Here is a 19,881-nt window from a genome sequence, read left to right on the forward strand (position 1 = left end):
GCTCAGCGGACCGTGTCGCTCCCCCAGCGGCGCAGCACGAGCGACTCGACGAAAGCTGCGATCGCGTACAGCACCATCGACGCGAGCGTGATCGCGACGACGGATGCCCAGACCTCATTGATCTTCGCCCGGCCGATGGCCGAGACGATCGCGTAGCCGATGCCGTTGCCGGTGGCGAGCCACTCCGCGAGCAAGGCTCCGGTGATCGCACCGGGCACCGAGATCCGCACCGAGGCGAAGAACGCCGGCAGCGACGAGGGCATCGCGACGAGGCGCAACGCGGTCCACCGGCTTCCGCCGTAGACGCTGACCACATCGAGGATCTGCGGCGAGGCCGAACGCAGCCCGTAGACGATGTTCACCAGGGCGGGAAACAGCACCACGATGCCGCTCATCACTGCGACCACGGTGACCTCGCGGCCGAAGATCAGGATGATGATCGGCGCGAGCGCTACGAGCGGCACGCTGCGCAGCAGCATCGCGATCGGCATGAGCGCGTGTTCGATGCCACGGGACAGCGCGAACAGGATCGCCACCAGGATGGCCACCACCAGTCCGGCGACGAATCCGACCGAGGCATCCGTCAACGTCTGCAGCAGGTTGCCCCAGAGCACCTCGCGGTTCTCGGCCGCGGCCGGCATCGTGAACAGGTAATTCCAGACGTCGATCGGCCCCTTGCCTACGTATGGGGACACGTCGAACACCACGAGGGCGGCCATCCACAGCGCGACGATCGCGACCAGCGAGGCGACGCCGGTGAACAGGGCGCGGGTGAGCTTCATCGGGCGGCCTTTCCGGTCGACCAGGGGGTGACCAGCTTGGCGAGCAGCGCGAACACGGCGTATCCGGCTCCGGCGGCGAGGCCGGAGACCAGGGCGACACCCCAGACTCGCGCGACCTCGAGGCTCTGCTGGGCGTTGATCATGGCCGGGCCGAGGCCGGCGTCAACGCCGCCGATGTACTCGCCGAGCACCGCGCCGAGCACCGCAGCGGGAGCCGCGACCTTGAGCGCGTTCAGGATCGCCGGCAGCGCGGCGATCAGCTGCACCTTGATCAGTTGTTGCCACCGCCCGCCGCCGTATACGGAGACGAGGTCGAGGGCGGACTTGTCTGCCGAACGCAGGCCGAGCAGCGCACCGACCACGGTCGTGAAGAACACCGACATCGCGGCGAGGAAGATCGCGGTTCCGGAGGGTTCACCGGATGCCGGGGAGCCGATGATGATCCGGACGACCGGCCCGATCGCGACGATCGGGATGCAGTAACTGATCACGGCCAGCTGCATGGCGATCCCGCGGGTTGCGGGCAGCACCAGCACCAGCGCGGCAACCACGAGCGCCAGCCCATTGCCCCACAGGTAGCCGACGCCCGCCTCGGCGAGCGTGACGCTCAGGTTGCGCCAGTAGAACCCCGTGCCATCCTCGATCGCCTGCACGACGACGGCCCATGGCGTGGGGATCGTCTTACTCATGAACGTGGCGGCGACGAGCCACCAGAATGCCAGGATCCCCAGGAGCCCGCCGAGGCCGAGCATCCAGGCTGGGGCCTTGCGGGTCACACGGTCTCCTCGACGCGACCCGAGAAGAGCAGGTCGGAGGCGCGGTCGTGCAGTTCGTGGAACTCCGGGGTGCGCATCATCTCGGGCAGCCGCGGGCGGGGCAGGTCGACTTCGATGACCTCCTTGATCCGACCGGGCCGAGGGCTCATCACGGCGACGTGGTCGCTCAGGAAGATCGCCTCCGAGATGCCGTGGGTCACCAGCAGGGTGGTGGCCGGCTTCTCGGTCCAGATCCGCAACAGCTCGAGGTTCAGCCGCTGCCGGGTCATGTCATCGAGCGCACCGAACGGCTCGTCGAGCAGCAGCACCGAGGGGCGCACGACCAGCGACCGGGCAATCGACACGCGCTGACGCATGCCGCCGGAGAGCTGAGCCGGACGGGCCTTCTCGAAGCCGCCGAGGCCGACCAGCTGAATGAGCTCGGCGATGTACTCCTCGTCGACCGGCAGTCCGGCTACCTCGAGCGGCAGGCGGATGTTGCTGACCACGCTGCGCCACGGCAGCAGCGCGGCATCCTGGAACGCGATGCCGAGGCTGTGCGAGTTGCGCAACTGTTCCGGCGTTTGTCCGTCGACGGTCGCCTCCCCCGCGGTGGGCTCTTCGAGTCCGGCGAGGATGCGGAGGATCGTGGACTTCCCACAGCCGGACGGTCCGAGCAGGGAGGTGAACTCCCCCGCTTCAGTCGACAGGTCGACGTCGTCGAGCGCGCTGACGCGCTCACGGCCGAGCTTGAAGGTCTTGGAGAGTCCGGAGAGGTGAATGCCGGTGCCCGGGGAGTTGACTCCCCGGGCAGCGGTTGAAACGTCTGTGCTGGTCACTGGATTCAGTTAAGCAGTTCCGGGTGCTCTTCATAAACCTCAGCGAGCAGCGACATGTCGAACAGCTGGTCAGCCGCAATGTCGTACCCGGCGAGGGCGAGGATCTCGATGTTCGCGTCGATCAGCTCGTTGCTGATGGTGAACAGCCCGTTCGCGTCGGTCTCCTCGGTCACCACGAGCTGCTCGTTCTGGGCGATCGCCTGCTGCAGTTCCTTCTCCGGGTCCAGTCCGAGGTCGGCGCCGTAAACCTCGACCGCGAGCCGAGCGGACTCCTCGGGGTCGGCGAGGGCATCCTTCCAGCCGAGGATTTCGGCGTACAGGAACGCCTTCAGTGCCTCGCGGTTGGTGTCGATCGAGTCCTGGGTGACCACGAAGCTCTCGGCGATGAACGGCAGGCCGTTGTCGGCGAAGGGCAGCGAGTGCGGCTCGTGTCCGCCCAGTTCCAGCGTGAGGAGCTCGTTGGTGACGTAGCCGAAGAAGCCCTCGACCTCACCGTTCACCAGCACGCTCGGGTCGTACTCGACCGGCACGGTCTCGACCGACTCCGGGTCGATGCCGTTCGCCTCGAGCAGCGCCTCGAAGAGGGTCTCATTGCCGCCCGCCTGGACGCCGATCTTCTTGCCGACCATGTCCTCGGGGGTATCGATCGGAGCCGAGGGCAGCGAGACGATCGTGAAGGGGTTCTTCTGGTAGGTGGTACCGATGATCTTCAGCGGGGCACCCTCTTCGAGGATGACCGGGGCGACCGCGACCGGGCTGGAGAGTCCGACCAGCGCCTCCCCGGACAGAACGATCGACTCGGTCGCGCCGGGGCCGGCGAGGAGGTTGACCTCACTGAAGCCGGCTTCTTCGAAGTAGCCATTCTCCATCGCGAAGTATTCACCCGCGAACTCGGCGTTCTTGATCCAGGTGAGCTGGATCGACAGGTCGCCGAACCCTTCTTCGGCCGTGCTGCCGGATGCGTCAGAGCTGCTGCCAGAGCAGGCGGCAAGGGTGAGCGCTGCGGCCACTGCGGTCGCGGTGAGCGCGAGCGTACGAGTCTTTCGTGACATGGGGGTGCTGGGAACCTCTCAAGAGGGCAAGAAGGGGGACACGTCAACAATACCGACATGGTTGTTCCCCTTTTGTTACGGCAATCTTCACTAATCGGCTGACGTGTTTGTAGGTCTCCCCGTAGGGTGGAACGCACGGTGCACCCCTCGATTGCGAACGACTACCGCCGTTCGTCCCGCCACGTGGGCACGAATGCGCTTGCCCGGATGCTGGCTGTCGCAGCCATCGCCGGGCTCATTCTCGGTGGCTCATCACCGGCCTGGGCGACGACCGCGGAACCGACCCCGCCGGCCCAGAAGCAGACGCAGACGCCCACGGCAACGCCGACTCCGGATGTCACCAAGGAATCCACTCCGACCGCCGCGCCGCCGGACCTGACCTACCAGATCACGCCGACGCCCGCGGGCGACTTCATCCCGCAGAACCGGCTGAGCCTGACCGGCACGGCGACCACGGGCAACAAGGTGGTCGTCGCCGACGGAGCTGCGACGGTCTGCTCGGCCGAGGTCAAGGACGGCGCCTGGTCCTGCGTCGGTGACGTGAGCAATGGTGGCGTCACGCTGACCATCCGCGAGACGCTGCCGAACGGCAGCGTGGAGGAGGAGACATCCGCGAAACTGCGGGTGCTCGGGCCGCCGACCGTGGACGGCCCCTCCCCGGTGGTCACGACCGGGCTCATCAGCGGCGTCGGCTACCCCAACGCGCTGATCACGGTGGATGTCACCGGCCCGGTCTCGTTCACGCAGAGCGCCTGCCCTGCGGCGCTGACCAGCGGCTTCTGGTCATGTGCGCTCTCATCGGGCGGCGAGTTCCCCGACGGCACGTACCGCGTCACGGTGCGACAGGGCGCCCCGGACACCGGCCAGTTCTCGAACCCGTCGGCGGCGATGACGGTCGTGATCGACAAGACCGCGCCGGCGAGCCCGACCATCGATTCGGTGCGGGCGGGCGACCGCGTGATCGTTCAGCCGCACACCATCTCCGGTGCGGGCGAGGACGGCGGCGTCGTCGACCTGTTCATCAATCGAGACCGGCATTGCTCGGTCCCAGTGACCGGCGGCCGATGGGCGTGTGATGTGTCCGGCATCCCGGCTGGCGACCACACGTTTCAGGTTCTGCAGCGCGACGCTGCCGGCAACTACAGCGCCGTGAGCGACGGGTTCGTCGTCGTGTTCGGGATGCCGCATACGTCGACTCCGTCCCCCACACCGACGGCCACCCCCACGCCGACACCGTCCGAGACCACCGATCCGCAGACCGCCAGCCCGACACCGGCGCCCTCGCCGAGCGATCCCCCGGGAGCCACTTCCCCGCCGGACACTCCCCCGCAGCAGGCGCCGCCCACGCCGCTCACCTGGGGCACGCCGACTGACTTCGGCGTGCAGATCCCATCACTCGCTTCTTTCGCCGAGCACGGCACCCTGTGGGTGGCCCCACTGCTTGCGCTGGCCTTCGCACTGCTGGTCGCGCTTCCCTTGCGGCTGGTCTATCCGCTGCTCGCGGCCCGGATCCCACGGCCAGGCCGGCTCACCGGCCGGAACCAGGCGGTCAGCGCTGAGGACGAAGACACCCCGTTGGTGAAGCCCTGGGTGGTCATCGCCGGATCGGTGTTCGGGATGGCGCTGCTCGCGGCGCTGTCCGGCGGCATCCTCGGCGAAGTCCGGTACCTGCGCCTGGTCGTCGCGATCGGGATCGGGCTCGTCGTGCTGAACGGTGTCGGCATCGTGGCGAGCTCCTGGCTGGCTGCGCGGAAACTGCGGGTGGCGATGTGGTTCCGCTTCGTGCCGGGATATCTGGGACTCGCGGCGGTCGCCGCCCTCGCCTCCCGGATGATCGGCATCGAACCGCCGGTGATCCTCGGGGTGATCATCGCGAGCACGGTGCCGATGATTGCCGGCCAGGCGGCGCGCGGAGTGATCGGTCTCGCCCAACTGGTCACGCTTGCGGCTCTGGCCACCGCCGCATGGGCAGCGCACACCGCGATCGGCCCGGTGGACGGCTTCTGGGCGTCGCTGTTCTCCGAATCGCTCGCGGCGATCTGCCTGGCCGGGTTCGGGTCGGCCGTGCTGTTGACTCTGCCGCTGCGTGCGCTGCCCGGTCGGCTGGTCTACGAATGGTCGAAGCCGGCCTGGGTGATCGTCACCCTGGTCGTGGTCACGCTCGCGGCCGCAGTGCTCATGGCGCACACCGGCGCGCTCGTGGTCGGCGCGTTCCTGCTGGCTGGCGCGTTCGCGGCTGTCGCATGTGCGATCTGGGGCTGGGTGCGTTTCGTCGAGCCGGCGCGGCACTAGAGACATCCCCTCCCCCGCCGAGCCTGCGCGAGTGGTGTTATCGACTCGCCAGGAAATGCCTATCCCATGCACGATCATGGGCACTTTTTGGCGAGTCATTTTATTTGCGGATGCGCGAAGCCTCTCCCCCCTCTCCGACTCGCCACAAAACGCCCATCCCGCGCGACAACATGGGCGCTTTTTGGCGAGTCGGTTTGGCGAGTCGGTTTGGCGAGTCGGCTTGGCGAGTCGGTTTGGCGAGCGGACGCCTCGGATGATTCCACCGCACGGGCACCTGGGCGAACAGGTACCCGCCCGCTGTTCGCTGAGGGAATGGTGCCCCGGGAGGGACTCGAACCCTCAACTCCGCGATTTTAAGTCGCGCGCCTCTGCCAATTGGGCTACCGGGGCCCGCGCACGAGCCTAGCGGCGGGCAGCTCTGCGCGCAGGCGCTCGCCCTCCCCCGCGGCGCTAGCCTTTCGGCTCCGCGCCAGTGAAGTTGCGCTAGCGCAGAGCCGGAACACTAGCGCCACGGCTGTTACGGCGGGCAGGCGAAAGGCCCGCCACCGCTTCGGGTGACGGGCCTCTCGGTGAAGTGCGTTATGCCCGGGGCTTCGGGCGTGCAGCGAACTCCTCGAACTTGGCGCGGGGCTCCAGCACTGCCTCGATGGCGGCGTTGTCGCGGCCGAGGAAGAACTGGCCGGTCCAGTCGCCGAAGACGCGGATCTTGCGCTCCCACATCGGCATGGCCAGACCGTGGTAGCCGCGGTGCATGAACCAGGCGATGACGCCCTTGACGGCGATCTTCCCGGACTGGAACACACCGTGGCCGAGGCCGAGGCCGGCGACCGCTCCCATGTTCTTGTGGAAGTAGTCCTTCGGCTTCTCGTCACGCATGACCGCGACGATGTTCTTCGCGAGCAGCTTGCCCTGGCGCACCGCGTGCTGGGCGTTCGGCACGCAGAAGCCGCCAACGCCGCCTCCGGAGAGGTCGGGCACGGCCGAGATGTCGCCGGCAGCCCAGGCTCCCTCAACGATCTCGTCGGCGGTGCCGACGCGCAGGTCGGGGCGGGTGACGACGCGGCCACGCTCCTCGATCGGCAGGTCGGTGTTACGCACGATCTGCGGGTTGGCCATCACGCCGGCGGTCCAGACGATGAGGTCCGACTCGAAGGTCTCGCCGGTGGACAGCTCGACGACGCCGTCGACGGCCGACGCGAACTGCGTGTCCAGGTGAACCTCGGCGCCGCGCTGGGCGAGGTTCTTCAGCACCCAGTGGCTGGTCTCGAGCGACACCTCGGGCATGATCCGGCCCATGGCCTCGACCAGGTGGAAGCTGATGTCGTCGAATTCGATCTCGGGGAACTGCTTGAGCAGCGCGCTGGCGAGCGACCGCAGCTCGGCGAACACCTCGATGCCGGCGAAGCCTCCGCCGACCACGACGAAGGTGAGCAGGCGGGAGCGCTCCGGACCGGCAGGCAGCAGGGCAGCACGGGCGAAGTTCGAGATGACGCGGTCGCGGATGGCGACGGCTTCCTCGATGGTCTTCAGGCCGAACGCCTCATCGGCGACACCCGGGATCGGGAAGGTGCGCGATACCGCACCGCCGGTGACCACGACGATGTCGTACTCGAACGGGTACGCCTCGCCCTCTTCCGGCTGCAGCGTGGCGACGCGGTTCGCGTGGTCGATGTTGGTGACCTTCGCGGCGATGACCCGCGTGCGCTTCAGGTGACGGCGCAGCGGAACCACTGCGTGACGTGCCTCGATGGAGCCTGCGGCGACCTCCGGCAGGAACGGCTGGTAGGTCATGTACGGCAGCGGGTCAACGACCGTGACCTCGGCTTCACCTGACTTCAGCCACTTCTCCAGCTTGCGAGCCGTATAGAAACCGGCATAGCCGCCGCCGACGATCAGGATTTTGGGCACGAGTGGGGTCTCCTAGCGAAAATTTTCCGCACCGAGCCTACCGCCTCCGTAACTTCCGGAATTGCAGCACGGCGACGGCGACGAGCGTTATGAAAAGTGCCCCAAAACCCGTGAGAACCGCGAGTGGGACACCTACAAGACGTAACGAGTTTACCCCCGGCAACATTCCCAGCAAACCAACAGCCCTGTCCTCTTGCTTTGCCTCGGGAGTGGGGGCCGGCTCAGGTGCGGGTTCGTCTACCGGCGGGACTTGCACCGGGGCATCCGCTCGCCGGTGGAGCCGGATCCACTCGGAAAGGTCGCCCATCGGGTTCTTATCGACCTGCGGCACGATGTCGCGGACCGCGGCGGCAGCGTCGATCAGCCCGTTGCCGTAGAGCGGGTCGGGGCCGGGCGTTCCGGCATCCTCGGCGGTGGCGACGATCCGGTTGATCACGTTGGCGGCATCGAGCGCCGGGAACGCTGACCGCACCAGCGCGACCAGCCCGGCGACGATCGGCGTCGCCCCGCTGGTGCCCTGCCAGGTGACGTGCCCGCCGCCCGGCGCGGCGCCGACCAGGTCTTCGCTCGGCGCGGAGACGCCAATGGTGATGCCCTGCGACGAGGCGTCGAAGCTGGCCGTTCCGGACCGGTCGACGCCTGCCACGGTCAGCACACCCGGCATCGTCGCCGGCGCCCCGACCTCAACCGTGCCGCTGCCGCGGTTGCCGGCCGCTGCGACGACCACAACATCGTTCGCCATCGCGTACGAGAAGGCGTCGTCCCAGCTGGTCGGCCAGTCCAGGGTGTTGCGAGTGAGCGACATGTTGATCACGTCGGCGCCGTTGTCGACCGCCCAGCGCACGGCCTCGGCGATCTGGTCGTCGGAGGGCCGCGAGCCTTCACCGAAGCCCATCGACAGCGACAGCAGCGACGCCGCCGGGGCCACGCCGATCACCCCGTCGGTGCCGTTCGTGCCCCGACCGGCTGCGAGCGAGGCGACCATGGTGGCGTGGCCGTTGGTGCGCGGGTTGCCGACCGGAGTCTGCCCGTTGGCGGCACCCAGCCCCGAGAAGTCCTTGCCGCCGACCACCGCACCGGCCAGGTCGGGGTGGTTCGAGTCGATGCCGGAGTCGATCACGGCGATCGTGACGCCCTCGCCCTGGGTGGTGGTCCAGGCCTCGCGGATGCCGTAATCGTCCAGCCAGTATTCAAGCTCACGCACCTGGTCGGCCGAGGCCGGCGGGGCGATCAGGACGACGGATGCCAGGGCCAGCACCGCCGCCGGGGCGGCGAGCCGGCGCCTTACTCCGCGTCGTTGTAAGGCACGCACTCGCACACCTCCGGGCTCCAGGTGGCGCGCTCCAGCGCGAGGTCGCCGATCGGGTTCACCCCGGGACCTGCGGCCAGGGAGTGAGCGGCGAGCGCGTGCAGGCACTTCACCCGGGTGGGCATGCCCCCGGCGGAGATGCCGGCGATCTCGTCCACGTGCTCGATGCTCTCCCGGTCGGCGAGGTAGGAGTCGTGGGCGGCCTCGTAGGCGGCGGCGGTCTCGCCGGTGAGCAGTGCGGCCAGTTCGGGCATCACACCCTCGGCCTCGAGCGTGGAAATCGCGGCCGTGGCCGCCGGATGGCACATGTAATACAGCGTCGGGAACGGCGTGCCGTCATCCAGCCGCGGCTGCGTCGACACCACCGTCGGATTGCCGCACACGCAACGCGCCGCGATGCCGATCACGTTCCGCGCCGGGCGGCCGAGCTGCTGGGTGACGGTACGGATGTCCGCCTCGGTCGGCGGGTCGAATGGCGGCCTGGTCACTGCGCGGATCCTTGGATGTCGGGGGCTTGGAGCTGGTCAGGGGGCAACTCGGTGAGCCCGGCGGTGACGATTGAGCCGAGCATCGCGCTCAGCCAGTCGACCTCGGTGGTCTGGATCTCGTCGCTGATCGGCAGGCCATCGGCGGCGACCGGGGTCTGCCCGTCATCGATCACCAGATAGCTGACTTCGCCCGGGTAGACATAGTAGAGCCGCTCGCGCGCCTGAGCCTCCAAGTACGCTGGGTCGCCCCACCGGGCGACTTCCTGCTCGAGGTCTTCGACGGACTTCTCCTGCTCGGCGACGGCATCGCGCAACGCGGAGATCTGCTGTTGCTGCTCGATGAGCACGCGCAGGCTCGGTGCGAGCACCACGATCGCCGCGACCAGCAGGAAGAGCACGGAAACGGTGAAGCCGGAGAGCCGGATGCCGCGCAACCAGCTCCCCGGCGCCGTTTCCATCTGCGGCAGGGCGACCGGGACCTGCGTGGTCTTCTGCCGCTTCACCATGCCTTCGAGGTTAGGCGCTGAACCGCGGGAACGCGCTGCGACCCGCGTACACCGCGGAGTCGGCCAGCTCCTCCTCGATGCGCAGCAGCTGGTTGTACTTCGCGACACGCTCGGAGCGGGCCGGGGCACCGGTCTTGATCTGGCCGGAGTTGGTGGCGACGGCCAGGTCGGCGATGGTGGTGTCCTCGGTCTCACCGGAGCGGTGCGAGAGCACCGCGGTGTAGCCGGAGCGCTGCGCCAGCGAAACCGCGTCAAGCGTCTCGGTTAGCGTTCCGATCTGGTTCACCTTGACCAGGATCGAGTTGCCGACGCCGCGGGTGATGCCGTCGGCGAGGCGCTTCGGGTTGGTGACGAACAGGTCGTCGCCGACGATCTGCACCTTCGAGCCCAGCTCGCGGGTGAGGTGGTCGTAGCCCTCCCAGTCGTCCTCGGCCAGCGGGTCCTCGATGGTGACCAGGGGGTAGGCCGCGACCAGCTCGCTGAAGTACGAGGTCAGCTCGGCGGCGCTGAGCTGCTTGCCCTCGAACTTGTAGGAGCCGTTCTCGAAGAACTCGGTCGAAGCGACATCCAGACCCAGCGCGATGTCCTTGCCCGGGGTGAACCCGGCCTTCTGGATGGCCTCCATGAGGAAGTCGAGCGCTGCGCGGTTGCTGGCCAGGTCGGGCGCGAATCCACCCTCGTCGCCGAGGCCGGTGGCGAGTCCCTTGGCCTTCAGCTCACCCTTCAGCGCGTGGTAGGTCTCGACACCCCAGCGGAGTGCTTCGCTGAAGCTCTCGGCGCCGATCGGCAGGATCATGAACTCCTGGATGTCGACCGAGGTGTCGGCGTGCGCCCCACCGTTGATCACGTTCAGCATCGGCACCGGCAGCACGTGCGCGTTCGGTCCGCCGAGGTAACGGAACAGCGGCAGGTCGGCGCTGTCGGCGGCGGCCTTGGCGACCGCAAGCGAGACGCCGAGGATCGCGTTGGCGCCGAGGTTCTTCTTGTTCTCGGTGCCGTCGGCCTCGATCAGGGCAGCGTCGACGAGGCGCTGGTCGGATGCCTCGAAGCCTTCGATCGCCGGGCCGAGCTCGTCGAGTACGGCGTCGACGGCCTTCAGCACGCCCTTGCCGAGGTAGCGGTCCTTGTCGCCGTCGCGCAGTTCGTACGCCTCGAACGCACCGGTGGAAGCGCCCGAGGGCACCGCGGCGCGGGAAACCGTGCCGTCTTCGAGCAGAACCTCGACCTCCACGGTCGGGTTGCCACGGGAGTCAAGGATTTCACGGGCGCCAACGGCCTCGATCAACGACACGAAAGGTCTCCTTCAGAACTGGGATTGTCAGGCGGTCTGCCCTCAGCAATCCTAGACCGCGCCCTGTTGGTCGAGCCTGTCGAGACCGTGTGAGGGGGTCTCGGCAGGCTCGACCAGCGGGTGGCGTGCTTCTACAGGGCGCCGCCGGCCGCGTCCGGGTTATCCGACGACTGGCCGTGATCGCCGACGGTCTCGCGGGCGACGAAGTTCTCGATGTCGAAGTAGTTCGCCCCGGCCCGCTGCGCGATGGTGAGAAGCGTGGTCATCGACGCCACTTCCTCGACCTGCTCCTTGAGGAACCACAGCATCGCCTGCTCGCCGAGCGCGTCGTCTTCCTTGCGCGCGGCACGGAACAGGGCCTCGATCTGGCCGGTGACCTGCTTCTCCTGCGTCAGCGCGAGCTCGATCGGCTCCACCACGGTGCCGAAGTCGGTGCGGGGGGCTTCGACGCCCGGAATGGTCACGCCGAGATCGCGGTCCAGCCGGTACTGCACGAGCATCATCGCGTGGTTGCGCTCCTCGATCGACTGGCGGTAGAAGTGCCGGGCCAGCTGCGGCAGGTCGTGGTCATCGAACCAGACGGCGATCGCGATGTACTGCTGGGAAGCAGAGAACTCGTGGCCGATCTGCTGGTTCAGGAGCTCGTTGAAAGAAGTCTCGTTCATACGCCCGACGGTACTTGCGCCGGGGCCGCGGGCGCTAGGCAGGAAAGGCTAGCCTCCGTTGCCTGTGGTGGGCGCCCGATAGAACAGCTGGGAGCCATGGTCATCGACGCCGCGGACCGTGCCGACGTTCTCCCAGTGCAGTGAGGCCAGCAGCATCCGCATCGGGAAGTTGCTGTCCGGTGAGGCGGTGAACAGCCGGCCGGCGACCCGATCGGTGGCGGCGGACAGCAATGCCTTGCCGAGCCCGAGCCGGCGGTGGCTCTCGGCGACCGCGATCAGCGGCACGAACCTCTGGTCGAAGAAGGACTCATCTACGGCGATCACCCCGATCACGGCGCCGTCCAGCCGGGCGATGATCAGTTGCCCGGCGTCGAACCACGCCCGCAGGGCCAGGTGTCTGCGCTTGGCCGTGGCGACATCCGGCCAGGCCAGCATCGAGATCGCGGGCAGCTCGTCCTCACGAGGCAGGGTGATCACGACGCTGGGCACGTTCCGATGCTAGCGGCGAGCTCAGGACAGGTCGCGGAATTCCAGGTCGGATGCCACGGCTGAGTCGTTCACGAAGGCGAAGCGCGTGAAGCCCTCGCCCTGCAGCCGCTCGAGGATGTTCTTGATGTTCTTCGGCTTGCGCTCCAGCCGCACCCGGTGGCCGGCCTCGACGAGTTCGGCCTTGATCCGGCCGAGGGCGCCCGGGGTGACACCGGCGTCATAGAGCAGGGCCACGGCATCCGTTTCACCCTCCTCCTGGATCGCAACCAGGTCGACAAGTCGCTCGAAGCCGAGCGAGAAGCCGATCGCCGGCACGTCGGTACCGAGGAAACGGCCGATCATGCCGTCGTAGCGGCCGCCGCCGCCGAGGGAGTAACCGAGCCGGGGGTGCGCGACCTCGAAGATGGTGCCGGTGTAATAGCCCATGCCGCGCACCAGGGTGGGGTCGAAGACCAGGTCGGCGTTCGGCACGGCCGCCCGCAGTTCCAGCAGGGCCTGGTAGGCGTCGGTGTCCAGCCATGCGGGCGGGGCGCCGTCGAGCAGATCCCAGCCGCTGGTCTCGAGCGCGTCGGCGAGGCCGCCGGTCTGCACGCCCAGTTCGGTGAGCTCGGCGGCGACCCCGTCGACGCCGATCTTGTCGAGCTTGTCGATGGCGATGAGCGCGCGTTCGTGCAGTTCGGCCGGCACCTGCCAGTGCCCGAGCAGCGCCGTAAGGATGCGCCGGTCGTTGATGCGGATGCTGCAGCCCTCGAGTCCCAGCGCGTCCAGCGCGGCGCTGGTGGCGGTGATCAGTTCGATCTCGGCGAGCGGCCCGGCTTCACCGATGATGTCGATGTCGCACTGCATGAACTGCCGGAAGCGGCCCTTCTGCGGACGCTCTGCCCGCCAGACCGGGGCGATCTGGATGGCGCGGAACACCGGCGGCAGGGCGCCGTGGTGGCTGGCGTAGAAGCGGGCCAGCGGGACGGTCAGGTCGAACCGCAGGCCCAGGTCGGTGAGCTCGAGCGGCTCGGTGGCCTGTTGCAGGTCCTCGGTGGTGAGTCCGCGCTTGAGGATACCGAAGGCGAGCTTCTCGTTGTCGCCGCCGAGTCCGGCGTGCAGTCGCGAACTGTCCTCGACCACCGGGGTTTCGATCTCATCGAACCCGTGCGCCCGGTAGGTCTGCCGGATGATGGCGAGCACGCGTTCCCGTCGGCTCTTCTCGGCGGGAAGGAAGTCGCGCATCCCGCGCGGGGGGTTCACAGTGCTTGCCACCCGTCGATTGTTTCACGGCACCTGACCTCGCCCGCCACGCACACGACGGGGCGGCAACCGCTCGCCGTCTCCCCCGGCCGAACGGGGTACAACGCCGCGCCGAACTTTACCGCCGGAACGTTTGCCAATGGCATCGATTCCCATTAGCATCGGTATCGCTGGTCGGGCTTTTGGTCGCGTGAATGCACGTCTGGATCGGGTAGTCCAGGCCACAGTGCCCGCACCGAAATTCGACCGGTTGCGTTTCTCGTACATTCGGGTTGTAGTGAGAACGCCTAACGTCATCCGCCTGGTCTTCTGATCAGGCGGATGACTGTTTTTGCCCCTCGGCGTCGCGGATCTCGCCTTGCAGGTCGCGCAGCGTGGAGCGCAGCGCCCGCTCGGCGTCGAGCCCGTTCGCGCGGGCGGAGGCGACGATGGCGAGCAGCAGCGGGCCCAGTTCATCCTCTTCGGTGACATTGACCGCGGGGGCGGCGTCGGCGTCGATCAACCCGATCCGCTCGGCACGGCCGAGCAGCTTGTCGGCCAGCGCGAGGCTCGGCATTCCCTGCGGGATGCCCTCGAGCACGCTCGACCGATGCGTCTTCTCGGCCGACTTCGCGGCGTTCCAAACTTCGAGCACAGCATCGACCGTCGGCGCTGAGGCGTCGCCGAAGACGTGCGGGTGGCGGCGCACCATCTTCTCGGTGGCGGCGGCCGCGACATCCTGAATATCGAATTCCTCGCCCGGCGTGGTGGCCGCGATGTCGGCGTGGAAAACCAGCTGGTAGAGCACGTCGCCAAGCTCCTCCAGCATGCCGTCCCGGTCGCCGGTCTCAATCGCCTCGATGAGCTCGTACGTCTCCTCGATCAGGTAGGGCACCAGCGAGGCGTGGGTCTGTTCCTTGTTCCAGACGCAGCCGTCGGTGACGTCCCGCAGGCGGGAGAACTCGGAGGCGAGGTGGTCGAGCGCGGTGGCATCCGTCATGCGTCCCATGCTGTCATGCGCCCCTGAGTTAGCCGACAATGCTAGTGCCGCGAGCCGCAGACCAGCATTTTCGGCTAACTCACGACCAGAACGGTCAGGAGACCGCTTCGGATGCCGCGGTGGCAGCTGCAGGCTCGGTTGCGGGCGCCGGGAAGATGGCGTCGAAGAAGCCGGCCACCCAGACCAGCAACTCGGCGTCGCCGACCGGTTCGCCACCCTGCTTCGGCAGAGGCACAGAAATCGACGAGGTCTGCGCGAAATATCGTGAACCGGGGTACATCCGCTGCAGGCGCACCTGTAGTGAGTCCGGTAGCTCAGCTGGCGCGATGCGCAGGTTCTGGCCCATCACCACAACCTCGCTGAGCCCGGCCTTCTGCGCGCGCCGGCGCAGCCGCGACACGGTGATCAGGTTCTGCACCGGCAGCGGCACCTCGCCGTAGCGGTCGGTGAGCTCGTCGAGTACCGCGTCGATTGCGTCGTCCGGCGCCGCCGGCCCGCTCGCCGCAGACAGCTTCTGGTACGCCTCCAGCCGCAGCCGCTCGCTCTCGACGTACTCCTCGGGGATGTGCGCGTCGATCGGCAGTTCCAGCCGCAGCTCGGTCTGCCCCTCGGCGACGTCGCCCCGGAAGGCGGACACCGCCTCGCCGATCATTCGCAGGTACAGGTCGAAGCCGACGCCCGCGATGTGACCGGACTGCTCACCGCCGAGCAGGTTGCCCGCGCCGCGGATCTCGAGGTCCTTGAGTGCGATCTGCATACCGGCGCCGAGCTCGTTGTTGGCGGCGATGGTCGACAGCCGCTCGTGCGCAGTCTCGGACAGCGGCTTCTCGGCGTCGTACAGGAAGTACGCGTACGCCCGCTCCCGGGCGCGTCCGACGCGGCCACGCAGCTGATGCAGCTGGCTGAGCCCGTACTTGTCGGCCTGGTCGATGATCAGCGTGTTGGCGTTCGGGATGTCGAGGCCGGTCTCGACGATCGTGGTCGACACCAGCACGTCGAACTTGCGTTCCCAGAAGTCGACGATCACCTGCTCCAGCGAGGATTCGCTGAGCTTGCCGTGCGCGACGGCGACACGTGCCTCGGGCACCAGCTCGGCGATCTGCGAGGCGACCCGGTTGATCGAGGACACCCGGTTGTGCACGAAGAAGATCTGCCCCTCGCGCAGCAGTTCGCGGCGGATGGCGGCCGCGATCTGCTTGTCGGAGCGGGGACCTACGAAGGTGAGGATCGGATGCCGGTCCTCCGGCGGGGTGGCCAGGGTGGACATCTCGCGGATGCCGGTGACCGCCATCTCGAGGGTGCGCGGGATGGGCGTTGCACTCATCGCCAGCACGTCGACGTTGGTCTTGAGCTTCTTCAGCGCATCCTTGTGCTCGACGCCGAAGCGCTGCTCCTCGTCGATGATGACGAGTCCGATGTCCTTGAACTTGACCGAGTCGCTGAGCAGCCGGTGCGTGCCGATCACCACGTCGACGGTGCCCTGCAGCAGCCCGTCGATGGTCTCCTTGGCTTCCTTGTCGGTCTGGAACCGGCTGAGCGCGCGCAGGTGCACCGGGAACCCGGCGAAGCGTTCGGTGAAGGTCTCCAGGTGCTGCTTGACCAGCAGCGTGGTGGGCACGATCATGGCGACCTGCTTGCCGTCCTGCACTGCCTTGAACGCGGCACGCACCGCGATCTCGGTCTTGCCGTAGCCGACGTCACCGGAGATCAGCCGGTCCATCGGGATCGGCCGCTCCATGTCGGCCTTGACCTCGTCGATGGTCTGCAACTGGTCGGGCGTTTCGGCGTATGGGAAGGCCTCTTCCAGTTCACGCTGCCACGGGGAGTCCGGCGCGAACGAGTGGCCCTTGGACGCCATCCGCGCCGAATACAGCTTGACCAGCTCGACGGCGATGTCGCGCACCGCCTTGCGCGCCTTGCTCTTCGCGGACGACCAGTCGCTTCCGCCCATCTTGCTGAGGCTGGGCGCCTCGCCGCCGACGTAGCGGCTGAGCAGGTCCAGCTGGTCGGTGGGCACCGACAGCTTGTCGCCGGGATGCCCGCGCTTCGACGGCGCGTATTCCAGCACCAGGTACTCGCGGGTGCTCTTCACCGCGTTCCGGCCGCCGCTGGACACCTCGCGCTGCACCAGTTCGACGAACCGGCCGATGCCGTGCGTCTGGTGCACGACGTAGTCGCCCTTCTTCAGCGCCAGCGGGTCGACCACGTTCTTGCGCCGGGTGGCCAGTTTCTTCACCTGCCGGCCGCCGTAGCCGGCGCTGCGCCCGTAGAACTCCGCCTCGGACAGCACCGCAAGCTTCAGCTCGGCCGACTCGAAACCGTTCTCGATGCCCGCCTTGGTGAGGTAGGCGACTCCCGGCTCCAGCTCGGCAGGCAGTTCGTCGACGAGCCGGGCGGCGAGGTTCTGCTCGGCGAGCACATCGGCGGCACGCTCCAGCAGCCCGACGCCCTGCGCGGTGATGATGACACTCCAGCCGTCGCCGAGCCGTTCGGCGACGTGCCCGGTCGCGCCATCCGCTCGACCGGCGAAGCTCGGCACCGCGTCAGCCTCGACGCGCACGTAATCGTCGATCTCCTCGACCAGTTCGCTGTCGGTCGCACCCTCACCGAGCGCGGCGCCGCTATCGAAGGAACTGATCGTCCACCACGGGCGACCGGATGCCTGCATCCGCAGCCCGGACAGGGTGAGGAAGTCGCCAGCACCCAGGTCGATCGGCGCCTCGGCGCCGACGGTGGCGGCCTGCCAGGCCGCGGAGAGGAACTCCTTGTTGGTCTCGGAGAGGTGCGCGGCGCGGGTGGCGACCCGTTCCGGGCTGATCACGGCGATCGCGGCATCCGCCGGCAGGTAGTGCGTGATCGGCACCAGCCCGTCGATCAGCGCCGGGGCGAGCGATTCCATGCCGTCGACCGGGATGCCCTGGGAGAGTTTCTCGAGGATCGCGGACAGGCTCGGGAACTCGTGCAGCATCTCCCGGGCGCGCTGTCGCACCGGTTCTCCGAGCAGCAGCTCGCGGGCAGCGGGCAGGCGCAGTTCGTCGATCGGGTCGGGCAGCGACCGCTGGTCGGCGACGGAGAACAGCCGCATCTGTTCGATCTCGTCGCCGAAGAAGTCGACACGCACCGGGTGGTCGGCGATCGGCGAGAACACGTCGAGGATGCCGCCGCGCACGGCGAACTCGCCGCGGCGGGTGACCATGTCGACGCGGGCGTAGGCAAGCTCGACAAGGCTGCTGGCCAACTGCGCCAGGTCGTACCCTCGGCCGCCTGCGGTGAGCGTGATCGGTTCGAGTTCGGTCAGGTTGTCGGCGATCGGCTGCAAGGCGGCGCGCACCGACGCGGTCAGCACGATCGGTCCGACCGGTCCCTTGGACTGCCGCTTCGACCAGTCCTTCAGCCGGCGCAGCGCGTCGATGCGCTTGCCAACGGTTTCCGCGCTGGGGCTGAGTCGCTCGTGGGGCAGGGTCTCCCAGGCGGGGAACTCGATGATCTCGGCATCCGGAAGATAGCTGGCGAGCGCATCCCGCAGCGCCTCGGCTTCACGGCCAGTGGCTGTGATCGCGAGCAGCGCCTTGCGGTCGGGCCGCTGGGACAGCAGCCCGGCCAGCAGTGGCGCGCGCAGCCCGTCGCTGAGCGAGAAGTCTGCGCTGCCGGAGGCGAACCTCAGGGCGTTCTCGAACGTGCGGGCGCGCGAAAGGGCCGGAATTATCCGTTCGAGTATCACCCGACGATTGTACGCGCGCGCTGGAGCTGAGGGATCGCGTCAGCGCGCTGGAGCTATGCGAATCGCGCCAGCGATTCCGCGACGCCAGCGCCGCCGGAGCCTGCGACGGCGGTTCACGACTCCGTCGCCGCTGGTCGAGCTTGCCGAGATCTCGACAGGCTCGATCACCGGACGGGTATCAGACGCTCGGCGCGTGGAATTTCTGCTGCGCCGCGAGAAGTCCCTCGGAAGCGATCTGCAGGGCGGCGTCCGCGGCATCCGACAGCAGGTTCGGAAGCACCGCGCGCTCGGCGGACGCGAAGTCGTGCAGCACGTAGTCCGCCGGCGACTGGCGGCCGGGCGGGCGGCCGATACCGACCCGCACCCGGATGAAGTCCGGAGTGCCGACGGCCTTGATGATGTCGCGCACGCCGTTCTGTCCGCCGTGCCCGCCGCCGGACTTCAGTCGGATCGAGTCGAACGGGATGTCGAGGTCGTCATGGATGACGATGAGCTGCTCGGGCTCGATCTTGTAGAAGCGCAGCAGCGCGGCGACCGGTCCACCCGACACGTTCATGTAGGTGTTCGGCTTCGCGAGAATCAGCTTCGGGCCGGCCGGGAAGCTCCGCCCCTCGGCCACGGCAGCGTTCGTCTTGTGCGTCTTGAACGACGCGGACATCCGGTGCGCGAGCTCGGCGAGCACCATATGGCCGACGTTATGCCGATTACCGGCGTAGTCGGGCCCGGGGTTACCGAGCCCGACTACCAGCCAGTTGTTGCTGTCCACAGGGGCAGCTCTCCTGAAAAGGGGAATTACTCGGCCGACTCTTCAGCGGCGGCAGCCTCAGCTTCGCCCTCAGCCTCGCCAACCGAAGCGGCGGCGGGCACCATGATGTGCACGACGAGGAGTTCGGGGTCATCGGCCAGGGTCGCGCCCGTGGGCAGCTCGATGTCCTTGGTGTGGATCTGCGAACCCTCTTCGAGGCCCTCGATCGACACGACGACGCTCTCGGGGATGTGGGTCGCCTCGACCTCGAGCTTGATGGTGTTCAGGCTCGACACGTGGATGGTGCCGGGGTACGACTCGCCCTCGATGTGCACCGGGACCTCGACCTGGACCTTCTCGCCCTTCTTGACGACGATGAGGTCGATGTGCTCGATGATCTGGCGCACCGGGTCACGCTGCACGTCCTTGACGAGGGCCAGCTCCGGCTTGCCGTCGATGTCGAGCTCGAGCACGGCGTTGGCCTTGCGGATGATCAGCATGGTCTCGTGACCGGGCAGGGTCACGTGCTGCGGGTCGGTGCCGTGGCCGTAGATGACCGCGGGGATCTTGTTCGCAGCACGGATCTTGCGGGCAGCGCCCTTGCCGAACTGCGTACGGAGTTCTGCCGTGAGTTTGGTGTCGTCAGACATCCTGTGTCTCCTTCAGGGCCTGTGGGCCCGGTTCTATGTTCAACTCGAACGCATGTCAGCGTGAGGAAAGCCTGTGCCCACTCGCCGCGTCGATAACGGATGCGGATGCATCCCTCGCCGAAGTTCAGTGGCCGAGTCTACCGCACTCGGGCACCGCCCTCGGCATGT

Annotated in this window: 17 protein-coding genes and 1 tRNA gene; 1 reads left to right on the plus strand and 17 read right to left on the minus strand. The window is 67.9% G+C overall.

Going from position 1 to position 19,881, the window contains the following annotated elements; translation table 11 throughout:
* Nucleotides 1-2: 2 nt before the first annotated feature.
* Genes GO591_RS10895 through GO591_RS10910 form a run of 4 tightly spaced genes read right to left on the minus strand, consistent with a single transcriptional unit; the run spans nt 3 to nt 3,428 of the window.
* Nucleotides 3-782, minus strand: coding sequence for an ABC transporter permease (locus GO591_RS10895; RefSeq protein WP_157156845.1), 780 nt, complete (start codon nt 780-782; stop codon nt 3-5).
* Nucleotides 779-1,558, minus strand: coding sequence for an ABC transporter permease (locus GO591_RS10900; RefSeq protein ID WP_232466145.1), 780 nt, complete (start codon nt 1,556-1,558; stop codon nt 779-781). The genes GO591_RS10895 and GO591_RS10900 overlap by 4 nt, the downstream gene beginning before the upstream one ends.
* A complete protein-coding gene (locus tag GO591_RS10905; RefSeq protein ID WP_157156846.1) occupies nt 1,555-2,376 on the minus strand; it encodes an ABC transporter ATP-binding protein in 822 nt (273 codons plus the stop codon). The genes GO591_RS10900 and GO591_RS10905 overlap by 4 nt, the downstream gene beginning before the upstream one ends.
* A gap of 5 nt (nt 2,377-2,381) precedes the next feature.
* On the minus strand, nt 2,382-3,428 hold the full coding sequence (locus GO591_RS10910; RefSeq protein WP_157156847.1) for an ABC transporter substrate-binding protein: 1,047 nt from the start codon (nt 3,426-3,428) through the stop codon (nt 2,382-2,384).
* A 138-nt stretch (nt 3,429-3,566) separates the two neighbouring features.
* Here GO591_RS10910 and GO591_RS10915 point away from each other — a divergent pair, with 138 nt between their 5' ends.
* Nucleotides 3,567-5,720: a hypothetical protein gene (locus GO591_RS10915; protein ID WP_157156848.1), complete on the plus strand. Its 2,154-nt coding sequence runs from the start codon at nt 3,567-3,569 to the stop codon at nt 5,718-5,720.
* A 313-nt stretch (nt 5,721-6,033) separates the two neighbouring features.
* On the opposite strand, the gene GO591_RS10920 is transcribed toward GO591_RS10915, so the two are convergent.
* The 13 genes from GO591_RS10920 to GO591_RS10980 form a co-directional block, all read right to left on the minus strand.
* Nucleotides 6,034-6,110, minus strand: a tRNA-Leu gene (locus GO591_RS10920).
* Nucleotides 6,111-6,299: 189 nt separating this feature from the next.
* A complete protein-coding gene (locus GO591_RS10925; RefSeq protein WP_157156849.1) occupies nt 6,300-7,628 on the minus strand; it encodes an NAD(P)/FAD-dependent oxidoreductase in 1,329 nt (442 codons plus the stop codon).
* Between the two features lie 37 nt (nt 7,629-7,665).
* Nucleotides 7,666-8,940: a S8 family serine peptidase gene (locus tag GO591_RS10930; protein WP_232466146.1), complete on the minus strand. Its 1,275-nt coding sequence runs from the start codon at nt 8,938-8,940 to the stop codon at nt 7,666-7,668.
* Complete coding sequence (locus tag GO591_RS10935; protein ID WP_157156851.1) at nt 8,913-9,425, minus strand: DUF501 domain-containing protein; 513 nt, start codon at nt 9,423-9,425, stop codon at nt 8,913-8,915. Before GO591_RS10935 ends, GO591_RS10930 begins: the two co-directional genes overlap by 28 nt.
* Nucleotides 9,422-9,931, minus strand: a complete 510-nt coding sequence (locus GO591_RS10940) for an FtsB family cell division protein (protein WP_157156852.1) — start codon at nt 9,929-9,931, stop codon at nt 9,422-9,424. The genes GO591_RS10935 and GO591_RS10940 overlap by 4 nt, the downstream gene beginning before the upstream one ends.
* Before the next feature lie 10 nt (nt 9,932-9,941).
* A complete protein-coding gene (eno, locus tag GO591_RS10945; protein WP_157156853.1) occupies nt 9,942-11,222 on the minus strand; it encodes a phosphopyruvate hydratase in 1,281 nt (426 codons plus the stop codon).
* A 131-nt stretch (nt 11,223-11,353) separates the two neighbouring features.
* Nucleotides 11,354-11,887, minus strand: coding sequence for a ferritin (locus GO591_RS10950; RefSeq protein ID WP_157156854.1), 534 nt, complete (start codon nt 11,885-11,887; stop codon nt 11,354-11,356).
* Nucleotides 11,888-11,935: 48 nt separating this feature from the next.
* The gene (locus GO591_RS10955; RefSeq protein ID WP_157156855.1) at nt 11,936-12,376 is read right to left on the minus strand and encodes a GNAT family N-acetyltransferase; all 441 of its coding nucleotides are present in this window, start codon (nt 12,374-12,376) and stop codon (nt 11,936-11,938) included.
* Between the two features lie 21 nt (nt 12,377-12,397).
* On the minus strand, nt 12,398-13,630 hold the full coding sequence (gene hisS / locus GO591_RS10960) for a histidine--tRNA ligase (protein ID WP_157156856.1): 1,233 nt from the start codon (nt 13,628-13,630) through the stop codon (nt 12,398-12,400).
* A 301-nt stretch (nt 13,631-13,931) separates the two neighbouring features.
* Nucleotides 13,932-14,597 carry a nucleoside triphosphate pyrophosphohydrolase gene (locus GO591_RS10965; protein WP_157156857.1) on the minus strand — a complete coding sequence of 222 codons (666 nt, stop codon included), beginning with the start codon at nt 14,595-14,597 and terminating at the stop codon, nt 13,932-13,934.
* Between the two features lie 94 nt (nt 14,598-14,691).
* Nucleotides 14,692-18,318, minus strand: a complete 3,627-nt coding sequence (gene mfd / locus GO591_RS10970; RefSeq protein WP_157156858.1) for a transcription-repair coupling factor — start codon at nt 18,316-18,318, stop codon at nt 14,692-14,694.
* A gap of 178 nt (nt 18,319-18,496) precedes the next feature.
* Nucleotides 18,497-19,084 carry an aminoacyl-tRNA hydrolase gene (gene pth, locus GO591_RS10975; protein WP_232466147.1) on the minus strand — a complete coding sequence of 196 codons (588 nt, stop codon included), beginning with the start codon at nt 19,082-19,084 and terminating at the stop codon, nt 18,497-18,499.
* A gap of 26 nt (nt 19,085-19,110) precedes the next feature.
* Nucleotides 19,111-19,713 (minus strand): 50S ribosomal protein L25/general stress protein Ctc, encoded by a 603-nt coding sequence (locus tag GO591_RS10980; RefSeq protein WP_157156859.1) that lies wholly within the window; start codon nt 19,711-19,713, stop codon nt 19,111-19,113.
* Nucleotides 19,714-19,881 lie beyond the last annotated feature (168 nt).

Source organism: Diaminobutyricimonas sp. LJ205 (assembly GCF_009755725.1).
Taxonomy (GTDB): Bacteria; Actinomycetota; Actinomycetes; order Actinomycetales; family Microbacteriaceae; genus Ruicaihuangia.

Bases quoted from the DNA above. Each gene is read 5' to 3' on its own strand.
- GO591_RS10895 (WP_157156845.1), bottom strand. From the start codon at position 782: ATGAAGCTCACCCGCGCCCTGTTCACCGGCGTCGCCTCGCTGGTCGCG.
- GO591_RS10910 (WP_157156847.1), bottom strand. From the start codon at position 3,428: ATGTCACGAAAGACTCGTACGCTCGCGCTCACCGCGACCGCAGTGGCC.
- GO591_RS10940 (WP_157156852.1), bottom strand. From the start codon at position 9,931: ATGGTGAAGCGGCAGAAGACCACGCAGGTCCCGGTCGCCCTGCCGCAG.
- GO591_RS10950 (WP_157156854.1), bottom strand. From the start codon at position 11,887: ATGAACGAGACTTCTTTCAACGAGCTCCTGAACCAGCAGATCGGCCAC.
- GO591_RS10965 (WP_157156857.1), bottom strand. From the start codon at position 14,597: ATGACGGATGCCACCGCGCTCGACCACCTCGCCTCCGAGTTCTCCCGC.
- GO591_RS10980 (WP_157156859.1), bottom strand. From the start codon at position 19,713: ATGTCTGACGACACCAAACTCACGGCAGAACTCCGTACGCAGTTCGGC.